The sequence below is a fragment of the Mycobacterium sherrisii genome, from assembly GCF_002102355.1.
Classification (GTDB): Bacteria; Actinomycetota; Actinomycetes; order Mycobacteriales; family Mycobacteriaceae; genus Mycobacterium; species Mycobacterium sherrisii.
Window position 1 is genome coordinate 84,795 of sequence record NZ_LQPT01000072.1, and the last position, 15,893, is coordinate 100,687.

A 15,893-nucleotide genomic window follows, 5' to 3' on the forward strand; every position below is an offset into this window, starting at 1 on the left:
GCCTATAAATCACGGGCTCGGCGAAGCCGGCCCACCTACTCACGGCTCGGGCAGGGCGTTCCAGTCCGCCGCAACGCTGCCACTGAAACGCGGGGACCGCCGATCGACGAACGCGGCGACACCTTCACTCGCGTCGGGCGTGCCCATCACACGGTGGTGCAACTGCGTTTCCAGCGAGGCGACCTGACGCGGCGTGTAGCCATGAATCGCGCTGTCCCACAACAACCGCTTGCTCAATGCCGCCGACATCGGCGCGACGTTGACCGCAATGTCGCGGGCCATCTCCAGCGCGGCGTCGAGCACCTGAGCGGCCGGAACCGCGCGATTCGCGATGCCATACGCCACGGCCTCCTGCCCGCCGAAGGTGCGCCCGGTCAGCAGCACCTCGGCGGCCACGCCGAGATTCGTCAGGTGCGCCAGCGTCCAGTGCGCCATGCAATCGGGTATCACGCCACGACGCACCTGCACCACACCGTATTTGGCGTCCCCGGCGAGAATGCGAATATCGGCCTGCAGCGCGATGGTCAGCCCGATGCCGATGGCGTGCCCGTTGAGCGCGGCGATCACCGGTTTGCGTAGTTCGAACGCCGGCGGGTCGATCGGCGACGCAGAGAACGTGGCATCGTGTTGCCGGCTATCGAATGGAGTTGCCCCGCCGGAGAAATCGGCACCGGCGCAAAAGGCCCGGCCCGCTCCGGTGACCACGATGGCTCGGACGTCGTCGTCCTCGTCGCACGTACGGTACGCCGTGCTCAACAACGCGCCCATCTCGGCCGTGTACGCGTTGAGGTGCTCGGGCCGATTGAGCGTGAGCAGCGCCACACCCCTTTCGACGTCGACGAGTACCGGGCTGGCTTCCGCGCTGTTCATCGCAGGGTTCATCGTCGTATGGCGCTTTGGTGCAAGGCATCGATCAGGGCGGCGACGTCGGCACTCGGTGGCGTGTATCCGGGGAAATAACAACAGATTTCGTCGACGTGGTCGCCGAATCGTGCGGCGATCTGCTTGGCGCAGTCATCGGGTGAGCCGACGATCCCGATCCGGGCGACCATCTCGTCGGTGATCAGGGCGCGCATCTCGGCGAAGCGGCCTTGTTTGGACAGCGCGTTGAGCTTCGGCTGCAGTTGCGCCCACCCCTCGACCTCGAGCACCGGCCGGTAGGCCGGGGTCGAGCCGTAGAACGCGATCAACGACGCGACCCCGTTGATGGCCGCGGTCAGGTCGGCTTCACTGCTGGCGACCGCCACCATGGCCTGGGCGATCACGTCCAGGTCGGTGGCACGCCGCCCCGCACGGCGCAGTCCTTCGTCGACGGCGGGCAGGGTACGTTCGGCGAAATGGCGGGCGCTGTTGAACGGCATGACGAGCAGGCCGTCGGCGACCTCGGCCGCGGTGCGGGTCATGATCGGTCCCAGCGCTCCCATCAGCACCGGCGGCGGCCCGAAGGGGTTGGGACCCGGATTGAAGTTGGGCGCCATCAGCGTGTGGGTAACGAACTCACCGCGAAAGTTCAACGGCGACTGGCCTTCCCACGCCGCGAATATCGCCTTGATCGCCGCGATCGTCTCGGCCATGCGTGCGGCCGGCCGGTGCCATGTGCTGCCGTAACGCTTTTCAATGTGAACCTTGATTTGTGACCCGAGCCCGAGCCGGAACCGGCCACCGCTGAAGACCTGCAGATCGTAGGCCGCGTGGGCCAGGTGCAGCGGGCTGCGCGGCGCGGCGATCGCCACGTTGGTCATCAGCGCGAGGCTGGTCTCCCGGGCGGCGACGAGCAGCGGGAAGAAGACGTCGTGTTGACCTTCGAAGGTGAACAGGCCGTCGGCACCCGTCGCGGCGATCTCGGCCGCGCTGGTCGAGGCGCCCGTCGGCGATCCGTTGACCTGCAGATGTACTTTCATTCAACCGTCCAGTCGCCCAATCGATGCCTTATAAAAGCACACCGCTATTCCGATAGCTGGAACTTCACCATCTCCGCGACCGTGTCGACGGCCTCGCACAGTGCAGTGACCCGGTCGGCCGCCGACGGCGCCGAGAGCACCGCGTAACGGTCGGCCGCACCGATCGGGATACGTGCGGCCAAGGCGAACAGCCGCTGTCCGGCGTCGGGGTGGCCCGGGCCCAGCAGCATGTCGCGGTCCGGCAGCGCGGTGTCGCGGGCCTCGGCGATGCGCTCGAACAACGCCACGATCTTGTCTTCGAGCTCGGCGAGCTGGGCCTGGGTGACCGGTGCACCGTCCTCATCGGGCCAGCGGCGCACCGATGCCCGCGGGTAGGGATCGTCCGGCAGCCACTCGCGCACCCGGATTCGTTCGCCGGTCCGGCAGCGCAGCGCGTAGCGCTCGGCGCCCGCATCGATGCATTCGTCGATGCGGCACAGCACTCCGACATCGCAGCGCTCGTCACCGCCGCCGACCTCGCGGCCACGGGAGATCAGGACGACACCGAACGGTTCGCCGGTGTCGACGCAGTGCCGCACCAACGCGACATAGCGCGGCTCGAAAACCCGCAACGGCAGGTCCTGGTTGGGCAGCAGCGCCGCCTCCAGCGGAAACATCGCCAGCTCAATCGTTTCCGGGTCCGCCATCACGCCAGCCTAGACGTCCAACTCGCTCACCAACGCGTCGACGACCGCGCGCAGATCGCCGTCGTGCTCTTCGGCTACCCGCCGCTGTCGCTGATAGGAGGCGCCTTCGCGCCAGATGCTTTCGACCGCGGCCAGTTCCTCGCTGCAGTGCAGCGACCTGGCCACCGGCTCGAGCCGGGTCAGCACGTCGGCGAGATCCTCGGTGACCAAGCGTTCGTTGCTGTCGGCGTCCAGAATGATCACCGCGTCCAGACCGTAGCGCGCCGCGCGCCACTTGTTCTCCTGGTTGTGCCACGGCGGCATGGTCGGCAACGACTCGTCGGCTTCCATCCGGCGGTCCAAATCGACCACCAGACAATGCGTCAACGCGACCAGCGCGCTCAGCTCGCGCAGGTTGGAAACCCCGTCGCAGACCCGCACCTCGAGGGTGCCCAGCCGTGGCGAAGGCCTGATGTCCCAACGGACTTCGTCGACGTGGTCAATGATGCCGGTCTTTTTCTGGTCGTAGACGAACCCTTCGAATTCGGCCCAGGTCTGAAACTGGAACGGCAATCCGGCGGTGGGCAATTGCTGAAACATCATGGCCCGGTTGCTGGCGTAGCCGGTGTCCACTCCGGTCCACCATGGCGAGGACGCGGACAGTGCCAGCAGGTGCGGGTAGTACCGCAGCAGTGACGTCATGATCGGCATCACCTTGTGCGCGGAGGAGATTCCCACGTGCACATGCACACCCCAGATCAGCATCTGCCGGCCCCACCATTGGGTGCGCTTGATCAGCTCGGCGTACCGGGGCGCGTCGGTGAGCTTCTGGGTGCTCCATTGCGCGAACGGGTGTGCGCCGGCGCAGAACAACTCCATACCGCGGTCGCGGACGATTTGGCGCGCCGGCCCCAGCGTGTCGCGCAGATCCTCCATCGCTTGGCCCGTGCTGTCACAGATCCCGCTGACCACCTCGACCGTGTTGCGCAGTAATTCCTTGTGTACGCGCGGGTTTTCGCCGATCTCGGCGATCACGGCGGTGGCCTCGTTGCTCAGGTCACGGGTCTGCGCGTCGACGAGCGCGAACTCCCATTCAACACCGAGGGTCGGCCGCGGCGAGCGGGTGAAGCCGATGTGTGAGCCGGCCCTGCTACCCGGCACCAATGACACCGCACGCAACTCGCTTGCCGGAGTCTCCGGTGCTCATCGTCATCGAGTCGGGACCCGGTGTGCCGCCGAGGGTCTGGTTGTAGCGTTCCGCCGGGATGTTCCCGAAGTTGTCGGCGCCGGCGTGAATGATGATTGCGGTCTTTTCACCACTCAACAGGTCTTCCATCGTGAAAGCGTCCGTGGTGGTCACCAGCTGCCCGGTTCCGTCCTTACGCACCTGCAGCGAGGTGAGGTCGCCGCTTTCGGGTTCGGTGGTGTGGCCAGGCGCTTGGTAATGACCGCCGGCGGACAAGAAGTCGCCGGGCGCGCCGCCGGTGGGGGCAACCGAATTGGGCTCGCACTTGCCGACTTTGTGAATGTGCACGCCGTGGAAGCCCGGCGTGATGCCGCTGGCCCCGGTCGTCGCGATGGTGATGGTGGCATAGCCGTTGCTGAAGTCGAACGTTGCGGTGGCGACCTGGGTGCCGTTCGGAGCGCGCAGCTGGGTGGTGATGCTCGGCTTACCGGCGCTGGCCCCCTCGGCCGCCGCGGAGCCCGACGGCGCGGGCGATCCCGTCCAGACGGACGGCGTGGTGCCCGGCACCGAGGACGCGTGTTGGGGCGACGAGCACGCACTCAAGGCGGCGACGACAGTGGCGGCGGAGAGGGTGGCGACAGTGGCCTTGCGGTGACCGGCGGGCTGAGGCATAGCGGAAGCCTAACCCGGCGCGTGACTCCGAGTCAGCCCGTCACCACGACGATGACGCCGGGTGGCTCACCGGAAAGGGCGGGGATGCGCGGTTCGACGGCGGCCCCCAGGTTCTTACCCACCGCGTCGGCGGTGGCGTGCTCACCCTCGGCGTCGGTGAAATACACCGTCGTCACCGTCACGTCGGGCAACGACATGTTCCCCACGTCGACGACCTTGAAGCCGGCGGCCTTGAGTTGATCCGCCGCGCGCCCGGCGACGCCGTCCTTGCCAGAGATGTTGTAGACGTGCACGTCGGCCTGGTTGGCGGGCTTGGGACTCGTCGAGGTCGCCGGCGCGGCGCTGGCGGAGCTGGTCACGCTCGAGCCCGCCGAGACGGAGTCGTCGTCGGACTTACCCGACGAGCTCAGCGCCTGCCAACCGAGCAGTAAGAAGATGACGCCGAGGAACAACAGCACCATCACCATGGCCCGCAGTGGGAGCCCCGTCGAGTCGGGCACGCGCTCTTTCATCGAGCCCTACTGTAGCTACTCAGGTCACCTCGAAGCCGAGACGCCGGGCGGCGCGCGCCTTCTGCCGGCTGGCCCGCAGCCGCCGTAGCCGTTTCACCAGCATCGGGTCGGCGGCCAGCGCCTCGGGCCGATCCACCAACGCGTTGAGGACTTGGTAGTACCGCGTCGCCGACATCGAAAACAGCTCTTTGATCGCGTCTTCCTTGACACCGGCGAACTTCCACCATTGCCGTTCGAACGCCAAGATGTCGTGTTCGCGTCGGGTCAGCCCATCGGCGATCTCAGCATCGTCCCCCGATCGATTTGCCCGCGCCATGGCGCTGTCCATATCGCTTCCCCTGGACCCTTCCGCCGAATTCCCTGTTGCTCGCATGACTTGACTTACCTAGGGGCATGTTTCGGCGAATATTGAATCACGCCGCGAACCCTCAAGTCGTCATCCAGACCCGCGAGTCGGCCGATTGGCTTCATAGCTTGTCTCGCGGCTGGGAGATCCTCCTCCGCCGCCGCGTTGCGGCCGCCATCGTCGGCGGGCTAAACCCAACGGCCCCCTCCTCCGCCGCCGCGTTGCGGCCGCCATCGTCGGCGGGCTTAAGCTAGCCGACCATGGCAGTCGTACCCATTCGCATCGTGGGCGATCCGGTCTTGCACACCGCGACGACACCCGTGCACGTCGATGCCGACGGTTCGCTGCCGGCAGATCTGGCCGGACTGATCACCGACATGTACGACACGATGGACGCTGCCCACGGCGTCGGTCTGGCCGCCAATCAAATCGGACACGGGCTGCGACTGTTCGTCTACGACTGCCCCGACGATCGCGGCACGACCGAACGCCGCCGCGGCGTGGTCATCAACCCGATCCTGGAAACCTCCGAGATCCCCGAGACCATGCCGGACCCCGGCGATGACGACGAGGGTTGTCTGTCCGTTCCGGGCGAGTCGTTCCCGACCGGGCGCGCCACCTGGGCCCGGGTCACCGGCCTCGACGCCGACGGCAAGCCGATCACCATCGAGGGCACCGGTTTGTTCGCGCGGATGTTGCAGCACGAGACCGGCCACTTGGATGGCTTCCTCTACCTGGACCGTCTCATCGGTCGCCACGCGCGCGCCGCCAAGCGCGCCGTCAAATCGCACGGCTGGGGTGTGCCCGGCCTGTCCTGGAAACCGGGCGACGGGCCGGATCCGTTCGGTCACTGATGGTCTCGTGGCCGGACCTCGGCACCCGGGTGGCGGTTCGCTACCGGCGTCCCGCCGGATCGGTCCCGCCGTTGACGGACGCCGTCGGCCACCTGGTGGCGGTCGGTCCGACGGTGCGGGTGCAGACCAAGACCGGCGCCGTCGTCGAGTTCGCCGCCGACGACGTCGTGGCGCTGCGGGTGCTGACCGATACACCGATCCGCACCTCGGCGATCCGCGCGCTCGAGCACGCCGCCGCGACCGCACGGGCCGGCGGCCAACGGGTCTGGCTCGACGGGTGGCTGCTGCGGGCCGCCGACGAAACCGGCCCGACTCGCAATTCCGCTGTGCCCCTGGATATTTCCGCGCGGATCAGCTCGGTTCCGGCGATCGTGACGTGGTACGAGCAGCGGGGTCGCGATCCGTGGCTGGCCATCCCCGACCGCTTGCTGGTGTTGCCGCCGGGGGTAGTGGGCGTCGCGGCCGAACAAGTGTTGGTGCGCGACCTGACCGCCACGCCACCGAACCTCGGTGACACTGCACCGGACGACGCCGACCGTGCGACGGTAACCGACGCGCCGGACGGCACCCGATGGGTCGGGCTTTCCGTATCGGGGCTCCCCGACGACGAGTCGGCGGTGCGGCGGTGTGAGGCGGCGTTGGCCGGCGCGGTTCGGCGGGGCGCTACCCGCGGCTACGCCGAAGTCGCCGAGAACGACACCGCGGCAGCGGGCTTGGCGCATCGACTGGGGTTCCGGCCGCACCACGGCCGCCGCTACGTCGACGCCCGCGGCGGCTGGGATACCGTCTAATCATGCCCGACGGCACGGTTAACGGCGAGGACTCCCAGCATCCGACTCCGCCGCGGGTGCGCCTGGCGACCTGGAACGTCAACTCCATTCGCAGTCGCGTCGACCGCGTCATCGACTGGCTCGGTCGCGCCGACGTCGACGTGCTCGCCATGCAGGAGACGAAATGCTCCGACGGTCAATTCCCCGCGCTGCCATTCCTGGAAGTGGGTTACGAAGTCGCACACGTCGGCTTCAACCAATGGAACGGCGTGGCGATCGCATCGCGCGTCGGCCTGGACAACGTGGAGATCGGTTTCGACGGCCAGCCGACCTGGAGCAGCAAGCCAGAGGTGGAGGCCATCGCCGAGGCCCGGGCCCTGGGGGCCACCTGCGGCGGGGTCCGGGTATGGAGCCTGTACGTGCCCAATGGCCGCACCCTGGCCGATCCACATTACACGTACAAGCTGAATTGGCTTGCTGCCCTTCGTGATACCGCGGCCGGTTGGTTGCGCGACGATCCGTCCGCCCAGATCGCGTTGGTCGGCGATTGGAACATCGCCCCAACCGATGAAGACGTGTGGAGCACCGAATTCTTCGTCGGTGCTACGCACGTTTCCGAACCCGAACGTCGGGCGTTCAACGCCATTGTCGACGCGCAATTCGCCGATGTGGTACGGCCTTTCACTCCCGGCCCGGGCGTCTACACCTATTGGGACTACACCCAGCTTCGGTTCCCGAAAAAGCAGGGTATGCGCATCGACTTCATTCTCGCCTCACCGGCGTTGGCCGGTCGCGTGGTGGACGCGGAGATCGTGCGCGAAGAGCGCAAAGGTAAGGCGCCCAGCGATCACGCCCCGGTTTTGATCGACTTGAGTCCCGAATAAAGCACCTGCTGCGCATTGTCTGCGCGTTTCGAACGTGGCAGCATTTCGCGTGTTAGAAGCGTGAACAATTTGTTGTCACCGCCTTAACTTCCCGTTTGGCGGGTATACATGTTGCTACGCGTTCCGCAACGAATGCGACCGAAGAACCAGGGAGTCATCATGGGTGTCGTTGGCGGGGCAGTCCGCGGCGTGGGGAAAACGATCAATCGCGCGGCGGAAGCCACCACCGCAGCCGCCGGCGCCGTCGGGGGCGCGGCAGTCAATGGAGTCGTTGGTGGCGTCACCGGAGCCGCGGAGGGCATCAAGCGCGGCATCAACTCGGGAAGTCACTCGACGCCGGCGGCCGCATTGGCAATCGGTGCGCTCGGAGTGACCGGCCTGATCGAGTGGCCGGTGCTATTGGCGGTCGGCGGCGGCGCACTGGTGTTGCACCGGTTGAACCGCAGCAACGGGGCGCCGCCGAAAGCGAGTCTCACACCGGTGCCCAGCGAGCCCGCGCCGCAAAAGGTCAGTCCGCGCAAATCCGCCGCCAAATCGCCGGCCAAGAAGGCGACCGGCCGCCGCGCCGGCGCCGCCGACTTGCGCAGCACCAACTGATTGGACGCGGCTACGCCGACGCGGGTTGCGCCCGCCGAGGCCGCTTCACACCGTGTGCCGATGGGTCGGGGCACAACCGCCCGTGCGGTCGCGAACCCGACCGGGCCGAAAACCGCGGAGGTCTGCGATGCCGACGATCGGGCTCCACGATCTGCACGATCCCGGCCCGCCACAGCAACGCATAGAGTTCGAACAACGGCACGCTCAGCACCGAAGCAAGTGACGCAACGATCGGATCGGCCAGGGCGTCGGTCGTCGACTTGGGCGTCATAGGTCCGACGGTGACGAAGTCACCCGGCGGGTTGGCAAACCCTTCGTTACTGAAAGGCAAATGATGGCGGAAAAGAAAACTCGCCGCACGACGTCTCAGCGCGACGCGGTACAGAAAATCCGCGAAGGCGAAACCTTCGTCGTGAACCTGCCGCTGGTCGGCCAGACCGAGATCCCACGCCCCGAACAGTTGGCGTACTACGGCGGTTTGGCGGCGCTGGCCGCGCTCGAGTTGATCGACTGGCCGGTCGCGCTGGTCATCGCGACCGGGCACCTGCTGGCCAGCAACCACCACAACCGACTCATCGAGGAATTCGGCGAGGCGATGGAAGAGGCTTGACCGTTCTCCTCGGCTGCCGCACCTGTCCCGGCATCCCGCCGCGACCACTCCAGCGACCGGCGATGCTTTATTCAGCAACCTTTTGTGCTCCCGACGGCCGGGCATCTTTTCGTAATTTGGATCGCTCCGGCATCCCCGTGCGGGGCGTTCCGCCCGCGGTGGGGGTAACGTCAGTGCGGGCTATCCAGCCACACCAAAAGTAAACAGGCGCGGGAGCGCACGCCGAGTGTGCTGAGAGGACGGCTTGGGGCCGTCGACCGTACGAACCTGACCGGGTAATGCCGGCGTAGGGAGATGAAAGTGACCGACACGTTGTCAGAAACAACCGCACCGTCCGTGACCACCGGACCGATCGCGGGCAGCAGTAAGGCCTACCGCGAGATCGAGGGCCCCGGCGGGGTCACGCTGCGCGTTCCGCTGCGCAGAGTGCACCTGTCCACCGGCGAGGACTTCGATCTGTACGACACCTCGGGGCCGTACACCGACCCGGACGCCACCATCGATCTGACCGCCGGGCTGCCGCCCCGGGCCGGGCTGGTTCGTGACCGCGGCACCCAGCTGCAACGTGCCCGCGCCGGTGAGATCACCGCGGAGATGGCGTTCATCGCGGCCCGGGAAGGGATGCCCGCCGAGCTGGTGCGCGACGAGGTCGCCCGCGGACGGGCGGTCATCCCCGCCAACCACAACCACCCCGAGATCGAGCCGATGATCATCGGCAAAGCGTTCGCGACCAAGGTGAACGCGAACATCGGGAACTCGGCGGTGACGTCGTCGATCGCCGAGGAGGTCGACAAGATGGTGTGGGCCACCCGGTGGGGCGCCGACACCATCATGGACCTGTCCACCGGCAAGAACATCCACGAGACCCGGGAGTGGATCCTGCGCAATTCGCCGGTGCCGGTAGGCACCGTGCCGATCTACCAGGCGCTGGAGAAGACCAAGGGCGACCCGACCGAACTGACCTGGGAGCTCTACCGCGACACCGTGATCGAGCAGTGTGAGCAGGGTGTCGACTACATGACCGTGCATGCCGGTGTGCTGCTGCGGTATGTGCCGCTGACCGCCAAGCGCGTCACCGGCATCGTGTCGCGTGGCGGTTCGATCATGGCCGCGTGGTGCCTGGCTCATCACCAGGAATCCTTCCTGTACACCAACTTTGACGAGCTCTGCGAGATTTTCGCCCGCTACGACGTCACCTTCTCGCTGGGCGACGGGCTGCGGCCCGGCTCGATCGCCGACGCCAACGACGCCGCGCAGTTCGCCGAACTGCGCACCCTGGGCGAGCTGACCAAGATCGCGAAATCCCATGGCGTGCAGGTGATGATCGAAGGCCCCGGGCACGTTCCGATGCACAAGATCGTGGAGAACGTGCGGCTGGAAGAGGAATGGTGCGAGGAAGCACCGTTCTACACGCTGGGCCCGCTGGCCACCGACATCGCCCCGGCCTACGACCACATCACCTCGGCGATCGGCGCGGCGATCATCGCCCAGGCCGGCACCGCGATGCTCTGCTACGTGACACCCAAAGAGCACCTGGGGCTGCCGGACCGCAAGGACGTCAAGGACGGCGTGATCGCCTACAAGATCGCCGCCCACGCCGGGGACCTGGCCAAGGGACACCCGCACGCGCAGGATCGCGATAACGCGTTGAGCCAGGCGCGTTTCGAGTTCCGGTGGAACGACCAGTTCGCGCTGTCCCTGGATCCCGACACCGCGCGGGAATATCACGACGAGACGCTGCCGGCCGAACCCGCCAAGACGGCGCACTTCTGCTCGATGTGCGGGCCGAAGTTCTGCTCCATGCGGATCACCCAGGATGTCCGCGACTACGCCGCCAAGAATGGGCTCGACAGCGAGGAAGCGATCGAGGCGGCGATGTCAGAGGGTATGGCGGAGAAGTCTCGCGAGTTCGCCGAGCACGGTAACCGGGTGTATCTACCGCTGGCGCAGTGACCTTCTCGCCCCCAGTTCTGCCCGTGCCGCCGCCGGGCATCACCCCGGCGCGGGTGCTGTCCATCGCGGGGTCGGACTCCGGGGGCGGCGCGGGCATCCAGGCCGACATGCGCACGATCGCGATGCTGGGCGTGCACGCCTGCGTCGCGGTCACCGCGGTAACGGTGCAGAACACGTTGGGCGTCAAGGGCTTTCACGAGGTTCCCGACGACGTCGTCGCGGGACAGATCGAGGCGGTGGTCACCGACATCGGCATCCAGGCCGCCAAGACGGGGATGCTGGCATCGCCGCGCATCATCGACACCGTGGCCGCCACCTGGCGCCGGCTCGGGTTGACGGCCCCGCTGGTGGTAGACCCGGTTGCTGCGTCCATGCACGGCGATGCACTGATGGCACCGGCGGCGCTGGACTCGCTGCGTGGCCAACTCTTTCCGTTGGCCACGCTGGTGACACCGAACCTCGACGAGGTGCGACTGCTGGTCGGCATCGACGTGACCGACGCCGACTCCCAGCGCGCCGCCGCGAAGGCGCTCCATGCGCTGGGACCTCAGTGGGTCCTGGTGAAGGGCGGCCACCTGCGCTCGTCGGAACGCAGCTGCGACTTGCTGTATGACGGCGCCGACTTCCACGAGTTCGACGCGGAGCGGATAGCCACCGGTAACGACCACGGCGGCGGTGACACGCTGGCCGCCGCGGCCGCCTGCGCGCTGGCCCACGGGTTCACCGTGCCCGACGCCGTCGCGTTCGCCAAGCGTTGGGTCACCGAATGCTTGCGCGCGGCCTACCCGCTGGGCCGGGGCCACGGCCCCGTCTCACCATTGTTCCGGCTGACGCGCGCATGAACCTCGAGCCGATCGCGGGCGTCGCGCACCCACCCGACGACGTGGCGCGGGGCGTCGTCGCGCTCACCCACGGCGCCGGGGGTGATCGGGAATCGGCGCTGCTGCAGCAGGTTTGCGACGAATGGGCTCGTCGGGGCTGGCTGGCGATCCGGTACAACCTGCCCTACCGGCGGCGCCGCCCCAAAGGTCCCCCGTCGGGTTCGGCGGCCGCCGACCGCGCGGGGATTGTCGAGGCGATCACCGTGTGCCGCGGCCTGGCGGACGGCCCGTTGATCGTCGGCGGGCACTCCTACGGGGGTCGGCAGACCTCGATGGTGGTCGCCGAGGCGGACTCGCCACTCGTCAACGTGTTGACGCTGTTCTCCTATCCGGTTCATCCGCCCGGAAAGCCGGAGCGCCCGCGCACCGAGCACCTACCCGACATCCGGGTGCCTACCGTGTTCACCCACGGCACCTCCGATCCGTTCGGCACGCCCGCCGAGGTGCGTGACGCTGCGGCGCTGATCGCGGCACCGACCGAGGTCGTCGAAATCGCCGGTGCGCGACACGATTTGCGGTCCAAGGTCCTCGATGTGCCCGCGCTGTCAGTCGATGCGGCGCTGCGGTTGTTGCCGTAGCGGTCAGAACCCCCGGCAACTGCTGCTGCCCCGCGTCGGCCAGCACGCCCGGGCGATTTAGACAGTCAAAACTGGACAGTTTTAGCTGCCTAATCTAGGCTGGCGGCATGGATGACATCACCGAGTCCGCCGCGACGGCCGCTCGAGATATCCGGGTGGTGTTCAGCCGACTACGACGCCGGCTCACAGACGTGCAGGTCCGTAACGACTTGACCCCGTCGCAGACGTCGGTGCTCACCCGGCTGTGGAAGGACGGGGCGTCGTCGGCCAGCGCACTGGCCGGTGCCGAACGAGTCCGGCCGCAATCGATGGCAACCATCCTGACCGCCCTGGACCAACGCGGATTCATCGAGCGCAAAGCTGATCCGGAAGACGGTCGGCGCCAAGTGGTTTCGCTAACCAAGGCAGGTCGTCAGCGCGCCGAGAGCGACCGCCAAGTGCGCGAGGAATGGTTGGCCCGCGCCCTGCAGGACCGTTACTCCGAGCCCGAACGTCGCACGATCATCGCCGCACTGACACTCCTTGAACGACTGACAGAGCAATGAAAGGGCATACACCCCAATGAAAGTAGGCGTGCACTTTATCGATTTTCTGCCCGGCGACCCGACAGCATTGGGGCCGACCCTGGCCGACGCCGCCACAGCCGCCGAGCAGGCGGGCGCGACACTGTTCACGCTGGCCGACCATTTTCTCCAGATGGAGAACACCGGTCTGCCCGCCGAGGATCCGTTCCTCGAGGGTTATGCATCCTTGGGTTTCCTTGCCGGACACACGAATACGATCGGCCTGGGCCTTTTGGTCACCGGCGTGACCTACCGTCACCCGGGTGTGCTGGCCAAGACGGTCACCACGCTCGACGTGCTCTCCCAGGGCCGTTCGCTGCTGGGCGTCGGCGCCGCCTGGTACGGCCGCGAGCACGCGGCGCTGGGCATCCCCTACCCCCCACTTGCTGAGCGGTTCGAAATGCTCGAGGAGACGCTGCAGATCTGCGGACAGATGTGGAGCGACGACAACGGCCCGTACCACGGCAAGCACTACCGGCTGGCCGAGACGATCTGCGAACCGCAGCCCATTCGGCGCCCGCCCATCCTGATCGGTGGCGACGGCGAAAAGAAGACGCTGCGGCTGGTCGCACAGTATGCCGACATCTGGAACAGCACCGTTTCCGGGCTTGACGGGCTGCGGCACAAGATCGACGTGCTGAATCGGCACTGCGATGCGGTGGGCCGTGACAGCGGCGAAATACGCAGGACCGTCGGTGCTTTTGCCGACCCGTTCGAAGACGTGGACGGCTACCTGAAAACGGTCGAAGGTTACGCCGAGCTGGGCATCGAGATGATCAACGTCGGCCCCGTGCCGGGCGATCCCGATCCAGTCGGCTTCATCCGCCGCTTCGGTGACGAGTTACTGCCGCGCCTCAACGAGATCGGCTAAGCGCCAATCCGTCAGGCCGCCGGAACCGGAAGGGCGGTGGGCCCGCCCACGTCGACGGCGAGCACCGCGGGCGCGGGTGCACCGAGGTCGTGATGCTCGAATTCGCCTACCGCACGGAGGATCCCACCGATGGTGACCAACACGATCAGCACCGAACCGATGGCGATGCCGGCAATGGCCAATCCCCGGCCGCCCTGCCCGGTCTCTTTGATTTTGCCGAGGGCGAGAACGCCGAAGATGATGCCCAAGATGGGACCGACACCGCAGATCCAGCCCAACAACGAGCAGACCAGGGAGGCGATCGCCATGCCGTTGGTGCCCGCGGCCGCCGGGTAGATCGACCCCTGCGGGGGTGGGTAGCCCGGCGACGGCGGGTAGCCGGGCCCCGGCGGGGGCGGATAGCCCTGATTCGGTGGGGGATAGCCCGGATCGTGCGGTGGCGGATAGTTAGGCGGGTCTTCCGTCACGGACGCCTCCTCGGCTCGAGTGGCCCATACTTTACGCCTCAGCCCGGATAACGGGAGTAGCACGCATCCATGTTGCCCGTCACGCCACCGCGGAAGGCCGCGATGCGCGTGAAACCGGCCGGCACACTGGTCCCGTCGGCGTCGCTGGCGACCATATGGTTGGTGAGCAAACCGGCGACGGCCTCGTCGAGATCACCGGCGGTCAACAAAAGTTCGTTGTGCGAGGGAGTCTCGATCGGCTCGGCCATCTTGCGGTGCACGACCCCGGTCAGACAGGCGGTGCGTAGCGCGGTCCAGGGACTTTGCATCGGTAGGCCCCGTTCATGCTGTACCGCAAGGGCGTATCTCGACATCACGATCGACAGCGCCGTGTCGTCCCCTTGCGGCAGGGTGTGCTCATTCTCGTCCGAGACTTTCCCGACCGCGGTCAGTCCGGGCAGGTCGACCATGATCGTGTTGCTGGCGGGGCAATACGAGGCCGGCGGGCTGGCCTTGGCATCCGGGCAGCCCTCCGTCTTGAAGGACAGCGTTGGTGGGTTCTTGGGCGAGAACACTTTTCCCAGCAACTCCATCAGCGTCGAAAGGGTGTCTTGGCTGAGCGGGACCTCGCCGGTCTCCGGATCGCCGCTGGGGTCGGTTTGCAACGCCTTCGGCAGATCACCGCGACGCTGATCGATCTCCCGCTTGTTGATCCCGGCGCAACCCGAAGCGCCCGTGATGAAACCCATTTGGAAGGCGCTGACGCGATCCAGTGCCGAGCCGTGCTCGTCATCGTTTTCGGTATCGGCGTCCATCACCGGGTCCCGGGTGGTGATGATGCCGGCCAGCACGTGATCGAGTCCGTCGGCGGTGCTCAGCGTGAACCGGGGCGACTTGCCGGAGGCCACCCAATACAGGTAGACGCCCGCGAAGCAGTCGGCCTGCTGTTCCCGAACGATGGTGAGGTCTTTTTTCGTCACCAGTCTGGCCATCTGCTGTAAGGCATGTCCGAACTCGTGCGCCAACACACCGGTGACGGACATGTCGCCGAAATAGCGTTGGGCGACCGGCATGAACACGCCGCGGTCCCACGCAATCAGGTTGCAGCGGGACGTGAAGAATGCGTTGACGAGCTTGTAGGTGTCGTTGTGACAGACGATGGGGCTGTCCGGATCGTTGGAATCGTAGGAGACCAGTTTTCCGACGGGCAGGAAGGTCCCGTTGAGCGACTGGCTGTAAGCCGATTTCCAGTAATCCTCGATGTCGTTGATCGACAGCAACGACAACTTGTCGATCGCACCGTTGTCGGTGTTGACCACGGTGCCGCTCGTCGGGGGACCGTTCGGACGAGGCCCGCTGGGGCCGTTGGTGGCGGGCAGATCCCCCACGCGGAACGGGTCGTTGAGCATCGACAGCGCCCGGCCTTCGAGGACCGTCGTACATCCGGCAACCACGAGCGCCGCGGCGGCACAGGCAATTGCCGACCGCAGCGAACGCCGGGTGGTGCGTCCGAGGCCGCCGCGGGGCCGACGTCGATTCTGTCCGCAGCTCATCATGACCACCTCATCCCGACCGGCTGCGCGGCAGCACCAAAGGGTTATCAT

General features: G+C 66.8%; 20 protein-coding genes and 1 riboswitch. Of the genes, 10 read left to right on the forward strand and 10 right to left on the reverse strand.

All coding sequences use genetic code 11. From position 1 onward, the window contains the following. Window positions 1-39: 39 nt before the first annotated feature. The 7 genes from AWC25_RS12465 to AWC25_RS12495 are packed head-to-tail and all read right to left on the reverse strand — an operon-like array spanning window position 40 to window position 5,264. Window positions 40-870, reverse strand: coding sequence for an enoyl-CoA hydratase-related protein (locus AWC25_RS12465; protein ID WP_085166895.1), 831 nt, complete (start codon window positions 868-870; stop codon window positions 40-42). A gap of 8 nt (window positions 871-878) precedes the next feature. Next, entirely contained in the window at window positions 879-1,901 is a 1,023-nt protein-coding gene (locus AWC25_RS12470) for a TIGR03617 family F420-dependent LLM class oxidoreductase (RefSeq protein ID WP_085166864.1), read from the reverse strand. A gap of 44 nt (window positions 1,902-1,945) precedes the next feature. Next, window positions 1,946-2,587: an LON peptidase substrate-binding domain-containing protein gene (locus AWC25_RS12475; protein ID WP_085166896.1), complete on the reverse strand. Its 642-nt coding sequence runs from the start codon at window positions 2,585-2,587 to the stop codon at window positions 1,946-1,948. 9 nt (window positions 2,588-2,596) lie between these two features. Beyond that, the gene (locus AWC25_RS12480; RefSeq protein ID WP_198166660.1) at window positions 2,597-3,736 is read right to left on the reverse strand and encodes a glutamate--cysteine ligase; all 1,140 of its coding nucleotides are present in this window, start codon (window positions 3,734-3,736) and stop codon (window positions 2,597-2,599) included. Further along, a complete protein-coding gene (gene sodC / locus AWC25_RS12485) occupies window positions 3,717-4,424 on the reverse strand; it encodes a superoxide dismutase[Cu-Zn] (RefSeq protein WP_069400658.1) in 708 nt (235 codons plus the stop codon). The genes AWC25_RS12480 and sodC overlap by 20 nt, the downstream gene beginning before the upstream one ends. A gap of 32 nt (window positions 4,425-4,456) precedes the next feature. Next, window positions 4,457-4,936: a LytR C-terminal domain-containing protein gene (locus AWC25_RS12490; protein ID WP_069400657.1), complete on the reverse strand. Its 480-nt coding sequence runs from the start codon at window positions 4,934-4,936 to the stop codon at window positions 4,457-4,459. Window positions 4,937-4,955: 19 nt separating this feature from the next. After that, complete coding sequence (locus tag AWC25_RS12495) at window positions 4,956-5,264, reverse strand: nucleoid-associated protein NapA (RefSeq protein WP_003873790.1); 309 nt, start codon at window positions 5,262-5,264, stop codon at window positions 4,956-4,958. Window positions 5,265-5,542: 278 nt separating this feature from the next. Between AWC25_RS12495 and AWC25_RS12500 the strand changes: the two genes are divergently transcribed. From AWC25_RS12500 to AWC25_RS12515, 4 genes are all read left to right on the forward strand, one after another. Continuing rightward, on the forward strand, window positions 5,543-6,136 hold the full coding sequence (locus tag AWC25_RS12500) for a peptide deformylase (protein ID WP_085166865.1): 594 nt from the start codon (window positions 5,543-5,545) through the stop codon (window positions 6,134-6,136). Further along, window positions 6,136-6,927: a GNAT family N-acetyltransferase, cg3035/Rv0428c family gene (locus AWC25_RS12505; RefSeq protein WP_085166866.1), complete on the forward strand. Its 792-nt coding sequence runs from the start codon at window positions 6,136-6,138 to the stop codon at window positions 6,925-6,927. Before AWC25_RS12500 ends, AWC25_RS12505 begins: the two co-directional genes overlap by 1 nt. A gap of 56 nt (window positions 6,928-6,983) precedes the next feature. Next, complete coding sequence (locus AWC25_RS12510) at window positions 6,984-7,790, forward strand: exodeoxyribonuclease III (RefSeq protein WP_211281043.1); 807 nt, start codon at window positions 6,984-6,986, stop codon at window positions 7,788-7,790. 159 nt (window positions 7,791-7,949) lie between these two features. Then, entirely contained in the window at window positions 7,950-8,387 is a 438-nt protein-coding gene (locus tag AWC25_RS12515) for a hypothetical protein (RefSeq protein ID WP_069401318.1), read from the forward strand. 10 nt (window positions 8,388-8,397) lie between these two features. Here the strand turns inward: AWC25_RS12515 and AWC25_RS12520 are convergent, their stop codons facing one another. Beyond that, window positions 8,398-8,658: an Rv1535 domain-containing protein gene (locus AWC25_RS12520; protein ID WP_069401308.1), complete on the reverse strand. Its 261-nt coding sequence runs from the start codon at window positions 8,656-8,658 to the stop codon at window positions 8,398-8,400. A gap of 63 nt (window positions 8,659-8,721) precedes the next feature. Between AWC25_RS12520 and AWC25_RS12525 the strand changes: the two genes are divergently transcribed. The 6 genes from AWC25_RS12525 to AWC25_RS12550 all read left to right on the forward strand — a co-directional run bounded on the left by AWC25_RS12525 (window position 8,722) and on the right by AWC25_RS12550 (window position 13,843). Beyond that, a complete protein-coding gene (locus AWC25_RS12525) occupies window positions 8,722-8,997 on the forward strand; it encodes a hypothetical protein (protein ID WP_142278808.1) in 276 nt (91 codons plus the stop codon). A 199-nt stretch (window positions 8,998-9,196) separates the two neighbouring features. Beyond that, window positions 9,197-9,307, forward strand: a riboswitch (TPP riboswitch). Next, window positions 9,292-10,950 (forward strand): phosphomethylpyrimidine synthase ThiC, encoded by a 1,659-nt coding sequence (thiC, locus tag AWC25_RS12530; protein WP_372513565.1) that lies wholly within the window; start codon window positions 9,292-9,294, stop codon window positions 10,948-10,950. (Overlaps the previous riboswitch by 16 nt.) Then, the gene (gene thiD, locus AWC25_RS12535) at window positions 10,947-11,792 is read left to right on the forward strand and encodes a bifunctional hydroxymethylpyrimidine kinase/phosphomethylpyrimidine kinase (RefSeq protein ID WP_069401306.1); all 846 of its coding nucleotides are present in this window, start codon (window positions 10,947-10,949) and stop codon (window positions 11,790-11,792) included. Before thiC ends, thiD begins: the two co-directional genes overlap by 4 nt. Further along, window positions 11,789-12,409 carry an alpha/beta hydrolase family protein gene (locus AWC25_RS12540; RefSeq protein WP_085166868.1) on the forward strand — a complete coding sequence of 207 codons (621 nt, stop codon included), beginning with the start codon at window positions 11,789-11,791 and terminating at the stop codon, window positions 12,407-12,409. Before thiD ends, AWC25_RS12540 begins: the two co-directional genes overlap by 4 nt. Window positions 12,410-12,516: 107 nt before the next feature. Continuing rightward, on the forward strand, window positions 12,517-12,954 hold the full coding sequence (locus AWC25_RS12545) for a MarR family winged helix-turn-helix transcriptional regulator (protein ID WP_085166869.1): 438 nt from the start codon (window positions 12,517-12,519) through the stop codon (window positions 12,952-12,954). A gap of 16 nt (window positions 12,955-12,970) precedes the next feature. Beyond that, complete coding sequence (locus tag AWC25_RS12550; RefSeq protein WP_085166870.1) at window positions 12,971-13,843, forward strand: LLM class F420-dependent oxidoreductase; 873 nt, start codon at window positions 12,971-12,973, stop codon at window positions 13,841-13,843. 11 nt (window positions 13,844-13,854) lie between these two features. Here AWC25_RS12550 and AWC25_RS12555 read toward each other — a convergent pair whose 3' ends face one another. Next, window positions 13,855-14,310: a DUF4190 domain-containing protein gene (locus AWC25_RS12555; protein ID WP_142278809.1), complete on the reverse strand. Its 456-nt coding sequence runs from the start codon at window positions 14,308-14,310 to the stop codon at window positions 13,855-13,857. Between the two features lie 38 nt (window positions 14,311-14,348). Further along, window positions 14,349-15,842, reverse strand: coding sequence for a neutral zinc metallopeptidase (locus AWC25_RS12560; protein WP_085166897.1), 1,494 nt, complete (start codon window positions 15,840-15,842; stop codon window positions 14,349-14,351). Between the last annotated feature and the right edge of the window lie 51 nt (window positions 15,843-15,893).

Bases quoted from the DNA above. Each gene is read 5' to 3' on its own strand.
- AWC25_RS12500 (WP_085166865.1), top strand. From the start codon at position 5,543: ATGGCAGTCGTACCCATTCGCATCGTGGGCGATCCGGTCTTGCACACC.
- AWC25_RS12505 (WP_085166866.1), top strand. From the start codon at position 6,136: ATGGTCTCGTGGCCGGACCTCGGCACCCGGGTGGCGGTTCGCTACCGG.
- thiC (WP_372513565.1), top strand. From the start codon at position 9,292: ATGAAAGTGACCGACACGTTGTCAGAAACAACCGCACCGTCCGTGACC.
- AWC25_RS12525 (WP_142278808.1), top strand. From the start codon at position 8,722: ATGGCGGAAAAGAAAACTCGCCGCACGACGTCTCAGCGCGACGCGGTA.
- AWC25_RS12490 (WP_069400657.1), bottom strand. From the start codon at position 4,936: ATGAAAGAGCGCGTGCCCGACTCGACGGGGCTCCCACTGCGGGCCATG.
- AWC25_RS12465 (WP_085166895.1), bottom strand. From the start codon at position 870: ATGAACAGCGCGGAAGCCAGCCCGGTACTCGTCGACGTCGAAAGGGGT.
- AWC25_RS12540 (WP_085166868.1), top strand. From the start codon at position 11,789: ATGAACCTCGAGCCGATCGCGGGCGTCGCGCACCCACCCGACGACGTG.
- AWC25_RS12515 (WP_069401318.1), top strand. From the start codon at position 7,950: ATGGGTGTCGTTGGCGGGGCAGTCCGCGGCGTGGGGAAAACGATCAAT.
- sodC (WP_069400658.1), bottom strand. From the start codon at position 4,424: ATGCCTCAGCCCGCCGGTCACCGCAAGGCCACTGTCGCCACCCTCTCC.
- AWC25_RS12520 (WP_069401308.1), bottom strand. From the start codon at position 8,658: ATGACGCCCAAGTCGACGACCGACGCCCTGGCCGATCCGATCGTTGCG.
- AWC25_RS12475 (WP_085166896.1), bottom strand. From the start codon at position 2,587: ATGGCGGACCCGGAAACGATTGAGCTGGCGATGTTTCCGCTGGAGGCG.
- AWC25_RS12545 (WP_085166869.1), top strand. From the start codon at position 12,517: ATGGATGACATCACCGAGTCCGCCGCGACGGCCGCTCGAGATATCCGG.
- AWC25_RS12470 (WP_085166864.1), bottom strand. From the start codon at position 1,901: ATGAAAGTACATCTGCAGGTCAACGGATCGCCGACGGGCGCCTCGACC.
- AWC25_RS12550 (WP_085166870.1), top strand. From the start codon at position 12,971: ATGAAAGTAGGCGTGCACTTTATCGATTTTCTGCCCGGCGACCCGACA.
- AWC25_RS12560 (WP_085166897.1), bottom strand. From the start codon at position 15,842: ATGAGCTGCGGACAGAATCGACGTCGGCCCCGCGGCGGCCTCGGACGC.
- AWC25_RS12495 (WP_003873790.1), bottom strand. From the start codon at position 5,264: ATGGACAGCGCCATGGCGCGGGCAAATCGATCGGGGGACGATGCTGAG.